15 protein-coding genes and 2 pseudogenes are annotated in these 21,491 nt (G+C 73.9%); 10 read left to right on the top strand and 7 right to left on the bottom strand.

Translation table 11 applies throughout. The features are described from left to right. A pseudogene (locus tag CGE01nite_RS11685) lies at positions 1–1,106 on the bottom strand (hypothetical protein); the annotation flags it as partial. Positions 1,107–2,096: 990 nt separating this feature from the next. Next, positions 2,097–2,840, bottom strand: a complete 744-nt coding sequence (locus CGE01nite_RS17005; RefSeq protein ID WP_170210958.1) for a hypothetical protein — start codon at positions 2,838–2,840, stop codon at positions 2,097–2,099. On the opposite strand from CGE01nite_RS17005, the gene CGE01nite_RS17000 reads away from it, so the two are divergent. The 7 genes from CGE01nite_RS17000 to CGE01nite_RS11650 are packed head-to-tail and all read left to right on the top strand — an operon-like array spanning position 2,839 to position 8,838. After that, a complete protein-coding gene (locus tag CGE01nite_RS17000; protein ID WP_170210957.1) occupies positions 2,839–3,063 on the top strand; it encodes a hypothetical protein in 225 nt (74 codons plus the stop codon). The two genes, CGE01nite_RS17005 and CGE01nite_RS17000, sit on opposite strands and share 2 nt — an antisense overlap. Then, entirely contained in the window at positions 3,063–3,716 is a 654-nt protein-coding gene (locus tag CGE01nite_RS11675) for a CIS tube protein (RefSeq protein WP_048341393.1), read from the top strand. Before CGE01nite_RS17000 ends, CGE01nite_RS11675 begins: the two co-directional genes overlap by 1 nt. Continuing rightward, positions 3,713–5,473, top strand: coding sequence for a phage baseplate assembly protein V (locus CGE01nite_RS11670; RefSeq protein ID WP_170210956.1), 1,761 nt, complete (start codon positions 3,713–3,715; stop codon positions 5,471–5,473). The genes CGE01nite_RS11675 and CGE01nite_RS11670 overlap by 4 nt, the downstream gene beginning before the upstream one ends. Then, a complete protein-coding gene (locus tag CGE01nite_RS11665; RefSeq protein ID WP_048341395.1) occupies positions 5,473–5,889 on the top strand; it encodes a GPW/gp25 family protein in 417 nt (138 codons plus the stop codon). Before CGE01nite_RS11670 ends, CGE01nite_RS11665 begins: the two co-directional genes overlap by 1 nt. After that, positions 5,889–7,829 (top strand): putative baseplate assembly protein, encoded by a 1,941-nt coding sequence (locus tag CGE01nite_RS11660; RefSeq protein ID WP_048341396.1) that lies wholly within the window; start codon positions 5,889–5,891, stop codon positions 7,827–7,829. The genes CGE01nite_RS11665 and CGE01nite_RS11660 overlap by 1 nt, the downstream gene beginning before the upstream one ends. Further along, positions 7,826–8,374 (top strand): phage tail protein, encoded by a 549-nt coding sequence (locus CGE01nite_RS11655; RefSeq protein ID WP_048341397.1) that lies wholly within the window; start codon positions 7,826–7,828, stop codon positions 8,372–8,374. The genes CGE01nite_RS11660 and CGE01nite_RS11655 overlap by 4 nt, the downstream gene beginning before the upstream one ends. Continuing rightward, a complete protein-coding gene (locus tag CGE01nite_RS11650) occupies positions 8,371–8,838 on the top strand; it encodes a hypothetical protein (protein WP_141371101.1) in 468 nt (155 codons plus the stop codon). The genes CGE01nite_RS11655 and CGE01nite_RS11650 overlap by 4 nt, the downstream gene beginning before the upstream one ends. Before the next feature lie 281 nt (positions 8,839–9,119). On the opposite strand, the gene CGE01nite_RS11645 is transcribed toward CGE01nite_RS11650, so the two are convergent. The 3 genes and pseudogenes from CGE01nite_RS11645 to CGE01nite_RS17555 form a co-directional block, all read right to left on the bottom strand. Then, a complete protein-coding gene (locus CGE01nite_RS11645) occupies positions 9,120–9,323 on the bottom strand; it encodes a hypothetical protein (RefSeq protein WP_141371099.1) in 204 nt (67 codons plus the stop codon). Then, positions 9,320–10,102 carry a hypothetical protein gene (locus CGE01nite_RS17345; RefSeq protein WP_229747267.1) on the bottom strand — a complete coding sequence of 261 codons (783 nt, stop codon included), beginning with the start codon at positions 10,100–10,102 and terminating at the stop codon, positions 9,320–9,322. The genes CGE01nite_RS11645 and CGE01nite_RS17345 overlap by 4 nt, the downstream gene beginning before the upstream one ends. Before the next feature lie 64 nt (positions 10,103–10,166). Further along, positions 10,167–10,412 (bottom strand): annotated as a pseudogene (locus tag CGE01nite_RS17555) (RHS repeat-associated core domain-containing protein); the annotation flags it as partial. Between CGE01nite_RS17555 and CGE01nite_RS17340 the strand changes: the two are divergent. The 3 genes from CGE01nite_RS17340 to CGE01nite_RS11630 all read left to right on the top strand — a co-directional run bounded on the left by CGE01nite_RS17340 (position 10,405) and on the right by CGE01nite_RS11630 (position 12,761). Further along, the gene (locus CGE01nite_RS17340) at positions 10,405–10,539 is read left to right on the top strand and encodes a hypothetical protein (protein ID WP_255318505.1); all 135 of its coding nucleotides are present in this window, start codon (positions 10,405–10,407) and stop codon (positions 10,537–10,539) included. The pseudogene CGE01nite_RS17555 and the gene CGE01nite_RS17340 sit on opposite strands and share 8 nt — an antisense overlap. Before the next feature lie 636 nt (positions 10,540–11,175). Continuing rightward, positions 11,176–11,439, top strand: a complete 264-nt coding sequence (locus tag CGE01nite_RS11635; RefSeq protein ID WP_141371095.1) for a helix-turn-helix domain-containing protein — start codon at positions 11,176–11,178, stop codon at positions 11,437–11,439. After that, complete coding sequence (locus tag CGE01nite_RS11630; RefSeq protein WP_141371093.1) at positions 11,436–12,761, top strand: type II toxin-antitoxin system HipA family toxin; 1,326 nt, start codon at positions 11,436–11,438, stop codon at positions 12,759–12,761. The genes CGE01nite_RS11635 and CGE01nite_RS11630 overlap by 4 nt, the downstream gene beginning before the upstream one ends. Before the next feature lie 86 nt (positions 12,762–12,847). Here CGE01nite_RS11630 and CGE01nite_RS11625 read toward each other — a convergent pair whose 3' ends face one another. Then, entirely contained in the window at positions 12,848–18,916 is a 6,069-nt protein-coding gene (locus CGE01nite_RS11625) for a carboxypeptidase regulatory-like domain-containing protein (RefSeq protein WP_141371091.1), read from the bottom strand. A gap of 54 nt (positions 18,917–18,970) precedes the next feature. Continuing rightward, positions 18,971–21,490: a carboxypeptidase-like regulatory domain-containing protein gene (locus tag CGE01nite_RS11620; protein ID WP_141371089.1), complete on the bottom strand. Its 2,520-nt coding sequence runs from the start codon at positions 21,488–21,490 to the stop codon at positions 18,971–18,973. Position 21,491: the final 1 nt, after the last annotated feature.

Genomic DNA, 21,491 nt, shown 5'->3' with positions numbered 1-21,491 from the left:
GGCGCCCGCCGCCCCGGCAGCGTCCGCGACCGGCTCGCGCCGCAGACCGTGCGCGTGCGCGTCACGCCCGACGTCCAAGCGGCCGGACGGATGGTCACGAACGCCGACGCGGCACGGCCACGCTCCGCGGCCCGCATGCCCGCCCGGCCACCCGGCGACGCGCGGTCGCAACCGGGGAACGTCCCGGGGTCCGGACCCTCGTCGTCGCCCGCGGTCGCCACCGGCCCGGCGGACCGGACTCCCGCTGTCGCGACGACGAGCCCCGCACCCGTCCGACGATCGCTCGCCTCACCCGGCAGCGACGTGACGAGCGCGCCGGGACCGGTCTCCGCGTTGCGGCCCGCCGGACGATTCCTGCGCCGACGAGCGCGCGCGGCCGCGGTGACCGACGCGCGCGTCGCCCGCGCCCAGCCCGCCGTGCGCGCGCCCGACGCGGCGCCGGCGCGTCCGGGCGGCGCACCCGTGCTCCGGACGACGAGCCAGCCGAAGAGCCAGCCGACGAGCGCTGTGGCGCCGGCTCGCCCGCGCGTTCCTTCCTCCGCTGCCGCTTCCCCGACCCCGTCTGCGCCCGCGGTGGCCTCGCCATCGACGGCGTCGGCGTCCTCGGCGTCGGTGTCGTCCAGCCCGGGGTCGTCCAGCCCGGGGTCGTCCAGCCCGGGCGCGGGCGCGTCGAGCGGCGCCCACGTCGCGGTCGGTGGCCCGGCGCCCGTGTCCGCGCTGCCACGTGCGCTCGGCGCGGACCGCGCGATCGGTGGCGACGCGCTTCCGGGCGCCACGCGGCGCGGCCTGCTCGGGCCCGTCCGGCGGATGCTGGCCGGGCGCGGGTCGCAGCTGCGGCGTCCGGCCACCCCGATCCCCGGGAACCCGACGGCGGCTGCGCGACGCATGGTCGCCCCGGCGCCGAACGCGAGCCGCGGCCTGGCCGCGGACCAGCCGATCGGCGCGGGAGCACGTGTCTCGTCGGACCGCCCCTCTCCTGCGACCTCGGCCGCACCCTCGGCCAGCACCGCGGTCCCCACCCCCGCAGCGGCGACGAGCCGCACGTCCACGGCCTCCGCCGCGACCGCGGCGACCTCCTCCACCCAGGCGTCACCGGCCGCGAGCACGGTCCGCCGCTGGACGGCGCCGAGCGGGGCGATCCCCGCTCCGGGCGTCGCCGCCGCATCGCATGACGTGGCGCAGCCCGGACCGGTGGCGCAGCCCGGATCTACGGCGCGTGGAGGGTCGGCAACGCACCACGGATCGGCAGCGCACCACGGCCAGGCAGCGCAGGACGGGTCGGCAGTGCAGGACGGGTCGGCAGTGCAAGACGGGTCGGCGGGCGCTTCGACGCCGTCGGCCGCGCGCGGCGTGGGCGGGCTCCCGGGCGGCGGACACCGCCGGGTTGGGCATCGTCCGGGCTGGATCGACGACTCGCGCCGCGGCCTCGGGCTCGAGCCGGCCGTGCTGCGACGCGCCACGCGTTGGTCCGGTGCCCAGCCGGGCCGTACGGCGCGCACGGACGCACCCGTCGCGCGCCGCGCACAGGCTCCGGCGCCTCCCGCGGCGAGCGCCCTGCACGGCCTGCCGCGCGACGCGGCACCCGCAGCCCTGCGCCGCTCCGTCAGCACCTCCGCCCCACGCGCGACCGCACCCACCGCCCCGCAGCCTGCAGTCGGGTCCACCAGCGCGGCGACGCCCGTCAGCGGACGCGTCGGCTCAGGCACGTCCGCGAGCGCCGACCAGCACGCCACGAGCGGCGTCCCGAGCCCCCGGACCGGCAGCGCCACGGCCGGTGCGACGCCCTCGGCGACGTCGTCGTCGACCGCACAGCCGTCGGCTGCACGACTCTCGCCCGCACAACCGTCCACCGCACAGCCGTCGCCCGCACAACCGTCCACCGCACAGCCGTCGCCCGCACAGCCGTCGACCGGACAGCTCTCGGCCGGACAGCCGTCGGCTGCACGGCCGGCCGCACGTCCTGCCGCGGGTGCCGCGGCCCCGGCGGCCAGCGTGCCGGTCCGGCGGGCGTACGCGGGCGGTCGGGACGTCGACTGGTCCGCGATCGCGTCGCCCGCTGCATGGGAGCCGGCCGCGACCCCTCGTCGCGGCCCTGGTCACACGGTCGCGCTGCTCGCACCCGTCCCCGTCAACCCGGCCACCGGCATGAGCGCGGGGGCACCCGTCGCGGCCCCGGCGTCCGGCGCGCTGGCCGCCCGGCCTAGCGCGCCCGTCGCGACGACCGTCCGGCGCTCGATCACCACGACCAACGGGACGACCGGGACCACCGGGACGCAGCAGCGTCCGGGCAGCACGTCGCACCGTCCCGGCCCGCGCTCACCCGTGCGTCGCGCCGGCGAGCCCGGCGCCTGGCGTCCGACCGGGCACGCCTCCGCCGCGCCGCCCGCCGCCTGGTCGCCGACGACCTCGTCGTCCCTGAGCCCACCGCGCGCCGCTTCGTCTGCCGCACCCTCGTCGGCCGCACCCTCGTCGGGACCGTGGGGTGGCGGCTCCTCGCTGTCCGCGAGCGCGCTCGCGGCCGAGGCGCTCGCGTCCAGTCCGCTCGCCGCACGCGGGCCGGCGCCCGTGGCCCCCTCGACCGCCGCGGGCGCACCTGCGCTGCCCGCCGCGTGGGCGGTGCTGCCGCCGCGGACCGTGGTGCGCCGCACGCCCACGACCGCAGCACCTGCCGCGCCCCGCGCGTGGCAGCGGGGCTCCGTCCCGGGCCGGACCGGGGGCGCGCCGCCGGTGCTTCCCGCAGCGACGACCACCCCGCGCGCCTGGACGCCCGCGAGCCCGAGCGGCGCGCGCGGCACGACGACCATCGGCGGGTCCCGCCCCGACAGCACAGGAGGGCCCATGGACCTGTTCGCGCCCGCACCGCCGGCCGCGGCGCTGACCGCACCCGGCGCGTCGGAGGAGACGATCGCCGAGATCGCCCGCACCGTCGAGGAGCGCCTCGTGGCGCGGCTCGAGACGTGGCGGCGCGAAGAGCTCGACGACCACGTGCTGCGGCTCGTGGAGCGTCGGCTCGAGGAAGAGACGGAGCGGCGCTCCTGGCGGCGCGGTTCGGAGGTGTTCTGATGGCGGTGGAGAAGGCGTTCCTCGAGGTCGAGGGCGGGGCCCGGATCCCGTGCCTGTTCAACCCCTCGCAGCTGCAGATCAGCCGCAGCAACTCGTGGGCCGGTGCGGCCGTGCCCGGACGTGACGTGCCGCGGCTGCGGTACACGGGAGCGGAGTCGGGCGTGCTGCGCGTCGACCTGTTCTTCGACACGACGAACGACGGGACGTCGGTCGCGGCGCACACGGGCAAGATCGTGGCGCTCATGGACATCGACCCGGGCCTGCCGGGGTCGGACGAGTCGAGCCACAACGTGCGCCCGCCGTACGTGACGTTCCACTGGGGTGACCTGCACTCGTTCAAGGCGGTCGTCGCGGACCTCGACCTGACGTTCACCTACTTCTCCGGGACGGGCACCCCGCTGCGCGCGACCGTGGGCTTGACGTTGCGCCAGTACGAGCCGTCGCAGGCGTTCGGGCGGCAGAACCCGACGTCGGGGACGCCCAAGCCGCACCGCGTACACCGCGTGCAGTCGGGCGAGACGCTCGACCGCATCGCCGCGCGGTACTACGGCGACTCGACGCGCTGGCGCACGCTGGCCGCCGCGAACGCGATCGCCGACCCGCTCGCGCTGCGTCCCGGGACCCTGCTGACCGTGCCGAGGATCGACTCGTGACGGTCGTGCGCGAGGAGACCCTGCTCACCTGGCCGCGGGTGAGCGTGGACGGGCGCGACCTGGACGGCGTGTGGGCCGAGCAGCTCACCGACGTGCGCGTGCGGGCGGGGCTGCGGGCGATCGGCCGCGCCACGCTGACGTTCGCGGACCAGGGCTTCGCGCTCGCCGAGGCGTCCACGGTGACAATCGGCTCGAAGCTGTCCGTCACGAGCGTCGACCTGTCGGCCACGACGCTGTTCGTCGGGACCGTCACGTCGGTGTCGAGCGAGATGGACAACGACGGGCCCCGCCTCGTCGTCGTCGCGGACGACCTCGCGATCGAGCTCACGCGCGCGAGCGGCGCCGAGACGTACCACGAGATGAGCCTGGCGGACGTCGTGACCAAGCTCGTGACGACGCCCCTGCGGCTCGGCAGCAAGGAGGGCGTGCCCACGACGACGACGCCGTTCGTGCTGCGCAACGGCAGCGCGCTCGCGCTCGTCGACGAGATCGCGCAGCGGTACGGGCTCGACTGGCTGGTCACCGAGGAGACGTTCGACCTGTGGATCGCCGCGACCGGCGGCGCTCCGGGGGCCACGCCCGTCTCGCTCACGCTCGCGATCGACCTGCAGACCTTCGCGGTCCGGCAGGTCGGTGACGCGCCCACCGACGTGACCGTGCGCGGCTGGAACCCCGAGCAGCAGACCGCCGTGACCGGCGAGGCGAGCAGCCCGCAGTCGCGGTCCGGGCAGCAGCCCGCCTCGGGCGACAAGCGCAACAGCTACACGGGCACGCGCGTCTCGCCGGCCTCCGCGCAGGAGGCGGTCCTGCTGGCCCGCGGCATCGCCGCGCGCACCGGCCGCATGCTCGCGCGCGGACGTGCGCTGTTCACGCCCGCGCTGCGCGCCGGGGGCACGGTGACGATCGACGGTGCGGGTCCGGGCAACGGCACGTACTACGTGCGTGAGGTCACGCACGTCATCGACCGGTCCGGCGCGCGCACGCTGTTCGTCGCGGGCGACCGCGACCCGGTCACGCTCGCCGACCCGTGGGACCAGGGGTGGGGCCCGTCGAGCTTCCGCCACGCCGGGCTCGTCGTCGGCGTCGTGGACGGTCTGAAGGACCCCGCCGCCCTCGGTCGGGTCAGCGTCTCGTTGCCCACCGCCGCGGCGCAGGCGAAGTCCGCGTGGGCACGCGTCGTGCACATGGGTGCGGGCGCCAAGCGCGGTCAGGTCTTCCTGCCGAGCGTCGGCGACGAGGTGCTCGTGGGGTTCGAGAACGACGACGTCGCGCGTCCCGTGGTGCTCGGGGGCCTGTTCAGCGCCAAGTCCGTGGCACCCGACCAGGTGCTGATCCAGGACGGCAAGGTGATCGGGCACCTCATCCGTACCGAGACCGGCCACGCCGTGCACCTGTCCGAGGGCAGCGGTCCCGAGGAGTCGTACATCGAGCTGCTCGCCGCGGGCGGCAACCAGAAGGTCAAGCTCGGCAAGAAGGGTGTGGACATCGTCGCGAACGGGGACGTGCCGCTGACCGTCACGGTCGGGCGCTCGTCGCTCACGTTCGACGGCAAGGGCGCCGTCACGCTCAAGGGCTCGACGATCACGATCGAGGCCACCGACGGCATCGTGCTGGACTCGAAGCAGAAGATCGAGGCGAAGGGCCAGCTCGGCGTCGCGATCGAGGGCCTCGAGGCGTCGATCAAGGGCAAGGCGAGCACCAAGGTCGAGGCCGGCGGCATCCTCGAGATCAAGGGAACGATGGTGAAGATCAACTGATGAGCGAGATCACCAGCGCGGCGGACTTCGTCGGACGAGGGTTCGCGTGGCCGCTCGGGGTCGACCACACCGGCGCGATCGCCCTGACCGCGCCCGGCGGCGACATCGAGGACGCGATCCGCGTGGTGCTGCTCACCGCACCCGGTGAGCGCCTCATGCGTCCGCAGTTCGGCTGCAGGATCTGGGACCTGATGTTCGAGCCCGTGACACCGAACCTGCTCGGCCTGATCTCGCAGGCCGTGCGCGACGCCCTGGCCCAGTGGGAGCCGCGGATCGACGTCGACGACGTCCGGCCCGTCCAGGACGACGACGACTCCGGCCTGGTCCGCATCCAGATCACCTACCGCGTGAAGTCCACCAACGACCGGCGCAACCTGGTCTACCCGTTCTACGTGATCCCCCGTGAGGACACCTGATGGCCCCGCTCGACCCTCCGCACCTCGACGACCGCACGTTCCAGGACATCGTCGACGAGACCAAGCGGCTCATCCCCCGGTTCACTCCCGAGTGGACCAACCACAACGTCGCCGATCCGGGCGTCGCGCTCATCGAGCTGTTCGCGTGGATGAGCGAGATGGTGCTCTTCCGGGTCAACCAGGTGCCCGAGCGCATGTACGTGCACTTCCTCAACCTCGTCGGGATCGAGCCGTTCCCGCCCGCCGTGGCGCACGCGGACCTGACGTTCTGGCTGTCGGCGCCCGCGGACCGCGCGGTGCACGTGCCCGCGGGCACCGAGGTCGCGACCGTCGGCGACGAGCCGGTCGTGTTCTCGACGAGCGCCGAGGCGGTCGTGTCCCCGCCCGAGCTGGTCGCCGCGCAGGCGATCAACGCCGAGGGTCAGGCGACCGACGTGTGGGAGGACCTGACCGTCCCCGGCGCGTCCGCGACGTGCTTCACCTCGCAGCCCGTCGCCCCCGGTGACGCGCTCTACCTCGGGGCGCGCGCGTCGCTCGCCGGGTACGCGGTGCGCCTCGACCTGTCCGCACGTGCCGAGGGCATCGGCGTGGACCCGACGAACGCCCCGCTCGCGTGGGAGGCGTGGGACGGCGAGGCGTGGATCGCGTGCCAGGTCGAGTCCGACACCACCGGCGGGCTGAACAAGTCCGGCTCGGTGCTCCTGCTGCTCCCGCAGCGCCACGAGCCGCTGCTGCTCGGCGGCCAGCTCGCGCACTGGGTGCGCGTGCGGCTGCAGCGCCCGCAGCCGGGCCAGCCGACGTTCGCCGCCTCACCCCGCGTGGCCAGCGCCTCGATCCTCGCGCTCGGCGTGACCGTGCCCGCCGAGCACTCGACGACCCTGCCCGCCGAGCTGCTGGGCCGCTCCACGGGCCAGCCGGGCCAGTCGTTCACCGTCTCGGGGGCACCGGTCGCGAGCCGGCGCGACGAGGAGGGTGTGCTCGTCGTCGCGCGCGGCGTCACCCAGCGCTGGGACGAGGTGCCGGACTTCGCCTCGTCGGGCCCCGGTGACCGGCACATCGTGTGGGACTCGACCACGGGCGAGGTCCGGTTCGGGCCCGCGATCCGGCACCCCGACGGTGCGGTGCGCCAGCACGGCGCGGTCCCGCCCGACGGTGCGGAGATCCGCGTGACCCCGTACCGCACGGGCGGCGGCGCGCGCGGGAACGTCGGCGCGCGCACCCTGACGTCGCTGCGCAGCGGGCTGCCGTTCGTCTCGTCGGTCTCCAACGCGCGGCCAGCGTCCGGCGGCGTGGACGCCGAGACGGTCGCCGAGGCCAAGGTGCGCGGCCCGCTCACGCTGCGCACCGGCCAGCGCGCCGTCACCGCGGCGGACTTCGAGGCGATCACCCGGCAGGCGTCCGTCGAGGTCGCCCGCGCGCGCTGCCTGCCCGCCGCGACGAGCGGCTCGCCCGTCGTGCGCGTGCTGATCGTGCCGCAGGTCCGCACCGACGCGCGCACGCACCGCATCGACGACTTCGCGCTCTCGCCCACGCTGTTCGACGCGGTCGCGACCTCGATCGACGAGCGCCGCATGGTCGGCGTGCCCGTCGAGATCGGCACGCCGTTCTACCAGGGCGTCAGCGTCGCCGCGCTCGTCCGCACCCTGCCCGGCCGTCCCGCCGCGATGGTCCGTCAGCGCGTGTCGGACGCCCTGACGCGGTACGTCCACCCGCTCACGGGCGGCCCCGACGGCACCGGCTGGCCGTTCGACGCCTCGCTCACGGCATCGGCCGCGACACAGGTGGTCGAAGGCGTCGACGGCGTCCTCGCCGTCGACGAGCTGCAGCTGTTCGAGTACGACCTGCGCACCGGGCGGCGCATCGGCGGCGGCCGCGAGACGATCACGCTCGCCGACCACGCGCTGTTCCTGTCCGCCGACCACCGCGTGGTGGTGCGATGACCGGCCGCCCCGCCGACTGGCTCCTGCGGCAGCTCCCCTACGGGATGCTGTCGGAGGACTTCTTCGTGCGGTTCGTCTCGATCTTCCAGGAGCAGGGCGGCACGCTCCTGCAGCACGCCGACAACCTGCCCTACCTCGCGGACGTCGACGTGACGCCCACCGCGATGGTGCGGCAGATGGGCCACTGGCTCGGCATGCCCGGCATCGACACGTCGTACCCGGCGGCGACGCAGCGACGTATCCTGCGAACAGCGGCGCAGACGCTGCAGTGGCGCGGCACGGTCCGGGGTCTGTCCCGGTTGCTCGAGCTCTACTCCGGCGGACCGGTGCGGGTCACCGAGAGCGGCGGCGTGTACGGCGAGGGCGCGGCACCCGACGGACCGGCCTGGGCAGTGCTCGAGGTCGACTCGACGGGACCGCTCAGCGAGTCGGACTTCCTCGCGCTGGTGCTCGACGAGGTCCCCGCGCACGTGCAGGTGGAGGTGCGAGTGGCGGGCCGGACGGTGTGGCCCGTGCTCGCGGAGGAAGGGGAGATGGCGTCATGACGGACGTCGACGCATCGCGCGACACGCTCGAGGTCACGTGCCCGGAGTGCGGCGCCACCGCGCACGTGCAGGCCGGCGCACGCCTCGCGAGCGACTTCTGCCCGCAGTGCGACTACCCGCTGTTCTGGGCGCGGCCCTCGTCCGCACCGCTGACCGACGAGGACACCGACGACGCGCGCTGGCGCGCCCCCGGCGCGTCCGGGTCCGCACTGTCCGCGACGCTCGCGTGCCCCGTGTGCGCCGAGCTCAACACACCCGTCGCCGTGACGTGCGTGCGCTGCGGGTCGAGCATGACCCCACCGCCACCCGTGCCCCCGGCCGCACCCCCGCCGCCCGCCCCCGTGGTCGTCGTGCAGGCGCCGCCAGAGCTCATCCCCTGCAACCACCCCGACACCTGGTGGGTCGTCGTCGTGACCGCCACCGTCACCGCAGCCCTCACCCTCCTACTGGTCTGGCTCTTCTAGCCCGCCCACGACCGTGTAGCCGTCGCCGGTCACCATCAGCACGTCGACAAGATCCGTAGTCCGGTTCGCCCCCGGGTGACGTCTGGACAATGTCCCCGAGCGCGACGTCGTGCAGAAGAACGGGATGCGGCAGACCCGAACAAGGGGCAGACCACTTCCACGGAACGCGGCACACACCCCGACCCTCCACTGAAGCCGGGGCGGTTCACTTTCGTCTGTCTGGCCGACTCACCGCCGAACGGCGGGACAACCTGCCTGGGCATCACAACTAGCCGAGGTGCTCACGGCGCATCTGGGGCGTCCTTCAGCACGTCGTTGATTTCGGAGCGCAAGGTCCGCGCCGCAGAAACGTCGGCTCCGAGGCGCGTCGAGAACTCCCACTCTTCCACCGCCTCTAGTGCCTCTCCGATGCAACTCGCCAGCAGGCGAAGCTCATCGTGTGTCATTGCGACAGCAAGATCGCCGTCCGAGTCAATCAGTCTCATGTCACCGACCTCAGTGGAGTGCGTTCAGGAAGTAGTCGTATCCGGTCGTGGTCCGGAACGCAGTGCCGCCGTCGACAGCCCTTGGGTTGCGAATCACTACCGTCCCGTTCTGCCAGTAGGCGGTTCGCCCCCCCCGAGAGCGTACGCATCTCACCTCTCAGCACAACATCCTCGACGTGCGACGCGAACTGCGGTCGCGTCCTGATCCCCGGAAACTCCGCCCGATCAAGTACGTGCTTCTGGAAGGCGTGACCACCCGAGATCTCCTCGCCAGTCAACTGTGCCCGGAGGCGCACACCGTTCAGGACATCGTCGGCACCCGCCCGGGCTGTGTTTGCGGCGTCGCCAGTTGCAGCGGCGGCCTTGCCACCTCCGGAACGGGCGGCGTTGGTGGCGCGCTTGGCGACGGTCTTGACCGCGTCGCCCGCCTTCCTGGCCGCGGAAGCGACCGCCCCGCCGGCTCTGGCGGTTGCCGTGCGCACACTGTTCGAGACGGACGCGGCGAGGGTCTTGGCGATCGGGGCGACTGCCTTGCCGATCACACCACCCGCAGCACCCAAGACCCCGCCGACGACCGTGTCGGCGGCCAATGAGTTCCACGAGAAGGCCTGGGTGTGCTGAACCTTGGACTTCCACAGGTTCGTGACCGCACCACCGACCGCACCCGCCGCAGCGGCACAGCCGACCGACCCGGCCCCCGCCGTGCCGACCATGCACCCGGCGAAGGTCACACCACCGGCCACCACCCCGACGATCTCCGCCTGGTACTTGTTGACCAAGCTCGCAAAAAGCCGACTTCACCGCACCCGAGACCCGGTCGCTCAACCAGTTCAGACCCGAAGGATCAGACCACGTCAACGGGTTGTTGCCCGAGTACACGTAGGCGTTGAACTGCGCCGGGTTCGACGGATCAAGCTGCGGATCGACCGACACGAACTGACCCGTGCCCTCGTCGTAGTACCGGGCACCGAGCATCGACAACCCCGTGGCGTCATCACGCGGCTGCCCGACGAACTGGCGGTCACCGTTGACGGTGGACACCCCACCGCCACGGATCCCACCGAACGGGTCGGTGTACTGCTTGACCACCTTGCCCGCACGCTGCGTGTTCTTCACCGACACCAGCGGGGTGCCGTTGCGGTCGCACACGATCGAGTCGACCCCGCCCAGCCCGCGTCCCGTGCGCACCGCGACCGTGCTGCCCGCGAACGAGTAGTAGCGGCTAGCCGCCACCCCACCCGAGCTCTGGACCGTGAACTCCTGCCCGCCAGGCAGGTACACGGTCGTCCCCGCGTCGGTCTTGCGTACCAGGCGTTCACCGGACGCGTCGTAGACGAACGACGCCTCACCGTCAGTCATCGTGCCCTCACCGGTGGTACCAGCACCGGTCGTGTTCACCTGGCGCAGCTCACCCTCGGCGTCCCACGTCAGGATCTGGCTCGGCCTGCCCGTGCCGGTGCGTTTCGTCTGGTTACCAGCAAGGTCGTACTCGAAGACCGTGGCAGTCTGCGTGCTCGTCCCGGTCTTCGTGGTGACCGCCGACGAGAGCCGGTGCGGACCCTTCGCGTTCGCACCGCTGGGGTACTGATACTTCGTCGTCAGGCCTGTGGTGAGCGCACCGAACTCCTGCTGGACCGGCTCAGTGCGGTTTCGCAGCTCATCCCGTGCAATCACCCGGACACGTGGTGGGTCGTCGTCCTGACCGCGACCGTGACCGCAGCCGTGGCCCTCCTACTCGTCTGGCTCTTCTAGCACCTGCCACTGGGGCGGGGCGCACATGTGAGCGAGCTTGCGCATTGGCCGGATGTTACCGTCCTTGCACATCGGATCGGTGTGCACGTACGATCACTTCATGGCCGGCATTCCGCTCACCACGCCTGCACAGATCGGGGCCACAATCCTGAGCGCCCGCAGGCGGGAAGGCCTCACGCAGGCGCAACTGGCCGAACGGGCCGGGGTCAGCAGGCGATGGCTCATCTCGCTCGAGCAAGGGCAGTCGGAGCGGGCTGAGCTGGGGAAGATCCTCGACACGCTCGACGCGCTCGGGCTCGACCTCAGCGTCACCCCCGCACGGCGCCGCTCGAACGAGCTCACCGACCTTCTGGGTGACCTGTGAGCAGCCGGCAACTGGCTGTGCTGCTGTACGGACAGCACGTCGCCGACCTTGAGCAGACCCAGGGCGGGCAGCACCGACTGACGTACCACGACGACCCAGGCACCACACCGGTCTCACTGACCATGCCTCTTGGCGGTGGCCCTTTCCGCCAGCGGGTCGTGGGCCCGTTCCTGGAAGGGCTCCTTCCCGAGCGGGAGTCCGCCCGGGAGGCGATGTCACGCGAGTTCGACGTGTCTGCCCGCAACCCGTTCGCACTGCTGGCGAACATGGGGCTGGACTGTGCCGGCGCAGTGCAGTTCTGCGCCGAGGACGAGGTCGCGGATGTCCTGGCGCGCAGCGGCACGCTCGAACCGCTCACCGACCGCGACATCGAGAGGCGCCTGGCCGAGCTGCGCACCAACCCCGCCGCCAGCTGGCTCGCCCCGCGAGAGCGCTGGTCTCTGGCAGGCGCACAGGCCAAGTTCGCCCTGCGGCGCGAAGGCGAGGCGTGGTGCGAAGCCACTGGCGCCGAGCCGACGACCCACATCATCAAGCCCGGCGTGGACGGCTTCCGGTCCCAGGCCCTCAACGAGCACATCAGCCTGCAGACCGCCCGACGGACCGGCCTCTCAGCTGCGAAGTCGAGCTTCGAGCGGTTCGGCTCCGAGTCGGCGCTCATCGTCGAACGCTACGACCGGCGCCGCGACCGGGACGGTCACCTCGTCCGACTCCACCAGGAGGACATGTGCCAGGCCACCGGCACCTACCCGGGCGACAAGTACGAGTCTGGCGGCGGCCCGCGGGCGGTGCGGATCGTCGACCTGCTGCGGGCCAGCAGCACACGCTCCGACCGGCAGCACAACCTGGACGCCTTTGTCGACGCGCTGGCCTTCAACGTCCTGATCCAGGCCCCCGACGCCCACGCGAAGAACTACTCGGTCCTGTTGCTCGAGACCATCGTGCGGCTCGCTCCGCTCTATGACGTCGCGTCCGGCCTGCCGTACGACTCCACGAACCAGACCGGCCTGCGCACGTCAGCCATGGCGATCGGCGGCCGGCGTCGCTTCGACCAGATCGACCTCGACCGGTGGCGTCGGTTCGCACGCGAGGCCGACCTCGAGCCGGACGCCGTCACCGCCAGGGTGGTCAGCCTCGCCGAGCGCATCCCGGACGCCATGACGGACGCGTTCGCTGCCGAGGCCGAGCACGGCGACCTCGAAGTCGGCGACCTGCGCTCGCGCATGCTCGACCCGGTCGCGCAATCCTGCCAGCTCGTGGGGTCGCAGTCGGTCCGTCGGTCCGGGTCCGCCACGAGCGCCAGAAGGCAGCTGCGCCAAGCGTGAGCCCGGGCTCCGAGGTCCCGCGCTGGGTCGCCGGTGCACCTCCGGCTCAGCCTCCAGCTCCGCGACTCGCCGTCGACGCCCGCGCCTCAGGGGCCAGCGGCGGGGGTCTGGGCCTCGGTCCAGGCGGAGGTCGCCCAGGTGGACGACGAGCCGACGAAGCGTGCGCGCACCGCTGAGCTGGCGGCGAGCGCCGGGGACGGTGTGCACGTCGCGATGCCCGTCGTCGTCGAGACCGGGCGGGCGGTGCAGCCCGCGATGTCCGTCCACGTCCCGGTGATGCGCACCTGGAACGACACGGTGCCCGCGGGGTTGCCCGACGCGGTCGTCGTGACCGTGGCGGTCAGCACCGTGGCGGTCGCGGTGAGCTCGACCGCGGTCGGCAGCACGATCGTCACGGCGGGCACGGTCACGTTGCTCGACGCCGCGTAGAGACCCGAGCCGGCGTACCGCACGCGCAGGGACGCGGCGCCGCCCGGCCAGCCGGCGGTGCTCGCGGACAGCGTCACGGTGCCGGCGTTCGCACCGCCCGTCGCCAGCGTGCCCGTGTCGATCTGCGTCCACGTCCCGCCGACGTTGCGTTCGAGCACGGCCTGCCCGGCGGTCACCGCCGTGGCGCCTGCCGTCACGCGCACGGCGACCGCCACGTCGTCACCCAGGTCGACGGTCGCGGGCGAGCTGGTGACCGCGATCGTCGTCGCGACGGGTTCGACGGTGATGGTGACGAGCTGGAAGGTCGCGCCTGCGGCGATCGTCGTCGGGCTGACGGTCAGGCCCCAGCCGCCCGTGACGCTCGCGGTCACGCTCGCGCCCGTGTTCGGCAGCCACAGGACGGTGTCGCTGCCGCCGACCGCCAGCGTGACGTCGCGCGGGTCCCCGTCCGACGTGGGGCTCACGGTGGCCGCGACGGTCCCGGGTGCGCCGGTCACCGCCGACGTCGCGCGCAGGCGGACCTGCGTCTCGGCGACGGTGAACGTGGCCGTCGCGTCCGCGTTGCTGATCGTCACGTCCTGCGTCCAGACGCCGAGGTGCCCGGACGGCCCGGACAGCGCGACGGTCCACGTCCCCGCAGGGAGCTGCGAGAACGTCGTCGTGAAGCGGTTGGTGCCTGACCTGACGACGGGCTGGGCCGCGCGTGTCGTCGTCCCGCTCGTGACGTTGACGAGCGCACCCGTCAGGTCCGACGACGAGTTGACGGTCACCGCGAGCGAGAACGTGCGGACCGTGAGGATGAGGTCGACGACGAGCCCGTCGCCGGGTTGCAGGACGACGACCCGGCTGGCCGACAACCCGTCGTCGGACACGCTCAGCGTGTACGAGCCGGCCGGGACCGTCGGGAAGCGGTACCGGCCGTCCGTCCCGGTGGTCGCGGTGCGCGAGGCTGCCCCCGGGTCGGCCGGGTCCAGCGTGACGTCGACACCGGAGACGTTCGTCATGCTGCCGTCCGCCTGCTGCAGCTGCACGATGCCCTGGATCGAGCCGTTGGGCGCCGTGACCGGCACGGTCATCGAGCGGATCTCCCCGGCGGCGATCGTCACCGGCATCGACAGCGGCGAGAAGCCGTCGCCCGAGATCGTCAGCGTGTACGTGAGCGGCTTGAGGTCACGGAAGACGTACGTGCCCGCTGCGGTGTCCACGCACGGCCCGGGGTCGGTGACCGGTCCCGCGCACGTCGGCGGGATCGCCGCCGGCGGCGGGACGCTGCCGTCGTTGTACGTGAGCCGGACCGTCAGGCCCGCCGCGGGAGCACCCTGGTTGGTCGCGAACAACGTCAGCGACGCGGGCTCGGGGTCGAGCATGAGGTTCTGACCCGTGACCGGCACGGAGGACGGGACGCCGACCGTGATCGTGTCGGTGTCGTCGGCCGGCGACCGGTATCCCGCGGCGCTCGCGGTGAGCTGCCAGCTGCCGAAGGCGAGGCCGGCGGTCTCCACCGAGCCCGTCAAGGAGTAGGTGCCGTTGGTCGCGGTCGTCGTCGACAACCGCACGTCGGACGGCCCGCGGCCCTCGACGAGCGCGCCGCTCACGTCCTGCACGAGCATCGGCGTGATCTGCGACTTCACCGTGCCCTCGATCGTGCCGAGCCGGACGAGCGAGATGAGCCACGGCGGCTCGATCCCTTGCCCGGCGGTCACCACGACCGTCCCGGTGTACCGCGCGAAGCCGGCGGCCCGGACCTCGACGGGGTAGGAGCCCGGCGCGAACTGACCGAAGTCGACGAACTCGTCGCCCGGCAGGGCGGTCCGCCGCTCCGACGTGCCGTTGCGCGTCACCGTGATCACGGTCCCGAAGACGTCCTCGTGCGTGTCGGCCGACTCGACCGCGATGCGCAGCAGGCCGAACTTGCGCAGCGTGACGGTCAACGCGGGCGCGGGCTGGTTGGGCAGGACGTCGAGCGTCACGGGAGGCAGCGACAGGTAGCCGGCGAGGGACGCCTCCACCTTGTACAGACCCGGGCGGATCAGGCCGCTGCCCACGGGCTGCTGCGAGTCGTTCCACGTGAGCGTGCCGTCGCTCGCCGCGGTGATCGAGATCTGGCCGACCCCGGGCGGCGCCGCGGTCACCGAGAACTCGACGTCGCCGTACTCCAGCGCGGGGTTGGTCGACCCCTCGAGCACCACGTTCCCGGTGAACGCCCGGCCGGTCGGGGTGAGGGTGATGGGCGCGGTCGTCGTGGTGTCGACGCCGTTCTGGGCGTACGGCTCGTAGCCGTCCGCCGTGACCCGCACGTCCATGCGGTTCTCGACGAGCGCGAGCGCGGTGACCTCCGGGTCGGTCGAGCAGCCGCTGGCCGCCGTGCAGACCGTGAAGCGCCCGGTCGACGTGGTCACTGCGACCGGCGTGCCGGTCGACTGCACAGGCGTCACGCCGCGGTAGCCGGTCACGCCGGAGACCGTGACGCGTGCGCCGCCGACGGGCGTCTCGCTGGTCCCGCCCAGCAGCGTCACGACCCGCATCGTGACGTCGCCCGTGGCCCGGGTGAGCACCACCTGCGTCTGGACCTCCTGGTTGAGGCCCACCTGCACGCCCGTGGCCTCGCCCGTCTGGCCGCTCACGGCCGTCGCGGTGACCGTGTACGTCCCGCGCGGCAGCCCGGAGATCCGGGCGACGCCGTCGACCGTGGTCGCCCCGCGGGTGGTGGTCCCGTCCTCGGCCGTCACGGTCGCGCCGTTCGCGGGCGAGATCGAGCCCGTGCCGTCGGTCGAGTAGACGGACACGAAGAGCACGCCGAGCCGGTCGAGCAACCAGTCCACGCGCTTGACGTCGCCGGGCGTCAGCGTCACCGACACGGGGTCGGGTCGGACGTAGTCCGCGCTCGCGGGCGGGATCACGTGGACCGTGTAGCCGCCCTTGCTCAGCCGGTCGATCTGGTACGAGCCGTTGAGGCCGATGAACGCGCACGCACCCGCCGTGCTCTCGCACGTGTCGTCCACCTGGCGGCACGGGTCGGCGCCCGGCGCGGGCTCGCCCGCGGGCACCGCGACGACGCACGTGGTGGTCGGCACCACGCCGATGCGCGCCGAGACCGACCCGACGATCGACGGAGACGGGTACATCGCGACGGTCGCGGCCTCGACCACCTGGCCCATCGGCACGGTCACGTCCACGGTCGCGGGCTCGTAGCCGGGCGCCGAGAGGGTCAGGCGGTACAGCCCCGGGTACAGGCCGCGCTCACCGGAGGCGGGCAGCTCGTACGGGCGGTCCGGCTGGGAGCGCACCGTGACGGTCCGCGCGGGCTCGCCCGGCGCTCGGACCACCGTCGAGACCGTGAGCTCGCACTTCTCCCCCGGGAGCAGGTGGGGGCAGGTGATCCGTGCCCCGGTCCCCGCGTCCGTCGCGCGTCCGACGATGGTGGACGTCGCCTCGAGCCCGTCGCCCTCGAGCGTGCGCAGCACGAGCTCGGCCGTCGCGGGCCGTGACCCGACGACCGTGACCTGCGCGGACGCGGGCTCGTGACCGAACGCCTCCGCGACGAGCGTGTACTCGCCCGCGGGGATCCCGTCGAACCGGTACGTGCCCGTCGCGTCCGACGACGACATCGTCTTGAACGTCCCCGCGGTGCCGGTCAGCGTCAGCCCGGCCGCTGCGACCCCCGCCCCCGTCTCGTCCCGCGCGGTGCCGTTGACGGTGCCGCCGATCGACGCGAGCGTCACCGGGAGCTCGTCGAGACCACCGGCGGTGAGGTCCACGCGGCGGGTCTGCGTCGAGTAGCCGTCCGCCTCGAACGTCAGCGTGTAGCGGCCCGGGACGGGCAGCCCAGGCAGGACGAACGTGCCGCGGCGATCGCCCGTCACGGTCGTCGCCGAGCGCTCCACGTCACCCGCGCGCGCCGTGACCCGCACCCCGCCGAGCCCGCCCTGGCCGCCCCGGGCGTCGCGCCCCGAGACGAGCCCGGCGAGCGTGGCCACACCCGCGCGCAGCGTCAGGTTCACCGTCCGCGACCCCGCCGCCGGCAGCGTCGCGAGCGCCGACTGCGCGCCCAGCGTGTCCGAGGACGCCGTGACCAGGTACGTGCTGGGCGTCGACAGCCCGTCGACCTCCCAGCGACCCACGCTGCCCGACGTCGCGGTGCGTGTCGTCACGGTCGTCGTGCCGTCCGAGATCGTCAGCACCACCCCGCCCGCCGGGCCCGACGGCCCCGTGACGACGCCTGCGAGGCGACCGCGGCCGGGCGTGAGCGCGAGCTCGAGCGGGGCCGCGGCGGCCTCCGCGCCCGTGACCCAGAAGCGCTGCGTCTCGTAGCCCGCCTTGGCGAACGTGAGCAGGTAGCGGCCCGTGGCGGACAGCCCGGCGAACGCCCACGCGCCGTCGGCTCCCGTCGTCGTCGTCCGGCGCTGGCTCGCGACGTCCGCGCGCTCGACGGGCAGCGCCAGGCCGGAGATCTTGCCGATCGGGGCCTGCGACTCGTCCGCGGGCGCGGCGACGACCGCACGGGCGGCGGCCGCGTCCACCTGGACGTAGCCGGCCTGCCGGATCACGGCTCCCGCGCCCGCGGCCGACGAGCCCGTCGCCGTCCCGTCCGCGGCAGTCCCGTCCGAGGCAGTCCCGTCCGAGGCAGTCCCGTCCGAAGTGGTCCCGTCCGACGAGCCCGCCTGCTCCGACGCTGCGGGCAGCGCCCCGGCCGGCACCACCTGGACCGTGACCGCCGACGGGTCGCTCGACGTCACGACACCCGAGACCCGCACACCCTCGTCGGCCTCACCCGGTCCCGTACCGCCGCCGGCCCCGCCACCCGAACCGTCGCCGGAGCCGCCGCCCGAACCGCCGCCGCCCGTGCCCGGTGCCGCGCCGCCGCCGGCGGAGCCGTCCGTCGTGCTGCCCGGCCGGGGCGTCGCGCTGTTCCCGGCCTGCTCGTCGACGCTGCGGCCGGACCCGGAGAACTGGTCGGACAACCACGGCAGTGCGGCCAGCACCATCCCGACCCACAGCACGGCGACGCCCAGCACCGCGGTGGCGCGCAGCGCCGATCCCGGCAGCAACGGGCGGGCCGTGAACGCGGCGTCGAACCGCTGCGGCGCGCGGTCGCCCGTGGCCGTGACGTGGAACGCCGCGCGGCGCTTGGTGCCGAACACCTGCGCGCGCCTGACGCCGGCGCGCGCGCCGATGCGCACGCTGGAGTGCGGCGCGACCTCGAGCGCACGCGCGTCGAGGTGCACGAACCCGCCGGTGGCCGCGTCCGCACGCGCGTCGAGCTCGACGCGCGCCGAGCGGTCGCCGGTGTTCGCCAGGACCACCTGGACGCGCTTCGAGCGCACGCCCGTGGAGTCCGCGGGCTCGACGGACAGCAGCAGCCCGCTGACGCCGTCCACGCGCAGCGACCCGTCGGCCAGGGTGGTCGCCCGCTCCTGCGGCGCCGGCGGCGTCGCGTGCGACTCGACGGCGACGACGAACGGGTAGTCGCCCGGCGCGGCGCCCACAGGCGGCAGCAGCGCGAGCTCGACCGTGACGGTGGCGTCCGGCACGACGCCGGGCACGCTCACGGGTGCGGGCAGCCAGCCGCCCTCGAGCCCGACGACCGAGACCACCAGGTCGCGCGTGCTCGTCGTGACGTTGCGGGCGTGGACGCGCAGGAACGCCGCTGCACCGGGGGTCGCGTGCGCCCCGGGCTCGACGAGCACGGACGTCGCGACGCGTGCGGGACGCGGTGACCTCGCCATGCGCTGCTCCTCGTGCTCGTCGTGGATGTCCGGGTGGGGTGCGGGTCGTGCGGGTCAGGTGCTGCGGATCACGATGTTCACGACAGGCTGCTCGCTGGGCCCGAGCGTCAGCGGCGCCGACGTCGCCAGGACGCTGCCGTCCGTGGTCACGCGCACCTCGATGAGGTAGTTCTCGGGCGCGTCGACGTCGTCGAAGTCGTAGCGGCCCTTGTCGTCGGTCGTCGTCGTGGCCACGGGACCCGCGGCCGTGCCGTACTCCGACGCGCGGTACAGCAGCACCGCGAGCCCGTCGCCCACGGCACCGCCCGCGTACGTGACCTTGCCCTGGATGCGTGCGGGCGCGACGAGCGTGGGCGAGACCGGCTCGCGCTGCGCGGCGGCGAGCACGACGATCTCGGACGTGGCGCGCGTGCCCGCGCGCGAGAACGTCACCGTGTACGTCCCGGGCTCGAGCCCGTCCACGACGTACGAGCCGACCTCGCCCGCGGGCGTCGAGGCGGTGTAGACCACGCGCTGCTCGCTGCCCGAGCTCACCGTCACCCGGACGTTGCCCACGGGCTCCGGGTCCGCGTCCTGCACCGGCGGCTGCAGGACGACGCCGTAGATGCTCGCCGTCGCGGGCCGCATCGTGACGTCCACCGACGTCGCCGACGACGCACCCGCGGTCACGTTGCCGAACGCGTCGATGCTCACCGACAGCACCTGCGACTCCAGGTCACCGCGCGAGAACGTCACGGTGTACGTGCTCGGGACGCGCAGCCCGCTCAGGCTCCACCGACCCACGGGGTCGGTCGACTGCGTGACCGTCTGCAGCGTGAGCGCGCCGTCGGTGACGGTGACGTCGACGCCGTCGGCCTTGCCGCCCGCGACCGACACGAGCCCGCCGAGCGTCGCCTCGTCGCGGCCCAGCACGACCGCGACGCCCGTGAGCGCCTGCGCCTGCGTGAGGGTCAGGTTCAAGGTCGCGGGTGCGTAGCCGTCGGCCGAGACGACGACCGTGTACGCGGCGGGGGTCGGCAGGCCGCGCAGGACGAACGAGCCGACCTCGTCCTGCGTGAGCGAGACCGTCTCGACGACGACCTGCCCGCTGGTCGCGGTCACGGTGGCGCCCGCGACCGGGCCCGAGAAGCCCGTGACGGACCCGGCGATCGACCCGTCGCCCTGCACGAGCGCGAGCCGCACGCCCGTGCGGTCCTCACCGGCCGCGACGTCGACGCGCTGCACCGACGACACGAACCCGTCCTTCGCGACCACCAGGTCGTACACGCCCGGCGACGGCAGGTCGGCGATCTCGAACGTGCCCTCCGCCCCGACCGGGACGGTCCGCACCACGGCGCCCGACGTCGGGACCGCCGGCGCCTCGCCCTGCTCGGGGGGCGTGCCCGCGAGCGGCCCGGTGTCGAGCGGCAGCTCGACCGTGAGGATCGCCCCCGCGACGTCGGTCCCGGTCACCGTCCCCGCGAGCGTCGCCGGGACACCGCCGACCAGCACGGTCAGGTCCGTCACGGACTGCCCGGTCTGCACGGGCACGGGTTGCGCGTCGCCCTGGGTGGGCGCGGCCGGGTACCAGGTCTCGTCGAAGCCCGCGCCCCGCACGCGCAGCGTGTACTCGCCCGCGGGGAGCTGCGCGAGCACGAACGTGCCGTCGTCGGTGGTCGCGGTCGTCAGGATCGGCTCGGCCGGGTCGTCGCCGAACGCCTCCACCGACACGTCGCCCACGCCCGCGCCCGTCGACAGGTCCGTGACGGATCCCGAGAGCGCGGACGTGCCCGTGGCCGCCTGCTGGTTGCGGGCCTGCGCGACCTGCAGCGCGAGGTCGCGGTCAGCTGCCGAGCGGCCGACGACCGAGCTGAGTGCGATCGTCACGACCACCGCGAACGTCGTGAGCGCGAGCAGCAGGCCGAGCAGCGCGAGCATGCCGCGCGCGAAGCGCGGCTTCTGCACGAACACCCCCGCCGCGGCGGGCGGCGCGTCCGCGGGCGGCGCGCTCGGCCCGTCGAACCGCAGCTCGAACGGCCGCATCCGCGGGTCGCCGACGAACGGGCGGCGCGCGCGGGCCTGCAGCGCGAGGGTCATGCTCTGGCCCGGCGGGATGCTGAAGCTCGGCGGCTGGAACGTGAAGGCCGTCGCCGCCTCCGGGTCGCGCGCGACGACGCGGCCCACCTGCTGCGTGTTGCCCTCGTTGTGCACCAGGACGGAGAACACCGCGGCCGCGCCGGCCGTGACGGTCGGCGGGTCGAGCTTGAGGCTCGTGCGCGGCGCGGGCGGCACGTCGAGCACGACGTCCTGGACGGCGATCGCGCCGTCGTCGGCCAGGTCCCGCACCTGCAGCGCCACGCGCCGCTCGCCCGCGGGGACGCCCTCGGGCAGCGTCAGGGTGACGACGACGGCCGACGTCTCGTCGGGGAACAGGCGCAGCTCGGGCTCGTCGAGCCGCACCCACGACGGGTCGGCGCCCAGCACGCGCACCGAGTAGCCCGCGATCAGGGCGGACGTGTTGGTGACGGTCGCGACGAAGGTCGCGGGCGCGCCCGGCTGCACGACGAGCCGGCGGGGGTCGATGTCGAGTCTCACG

This window comes from Cellulomonas gelida (genome assembly GCF_006538725.1).
GTDB classification, from domain to species: Bacteria; Actinomycetota; Actinomycetes; order Actinomycetales; family Cellulomonadaceae; genus Cellulomonas; species Cellulomonas gelida.
The sequence above is the reverse complement of the archived record's forward strand: the minus strand, read 5'-3'. Positions and strand labels throughout refer to the sequence as shown.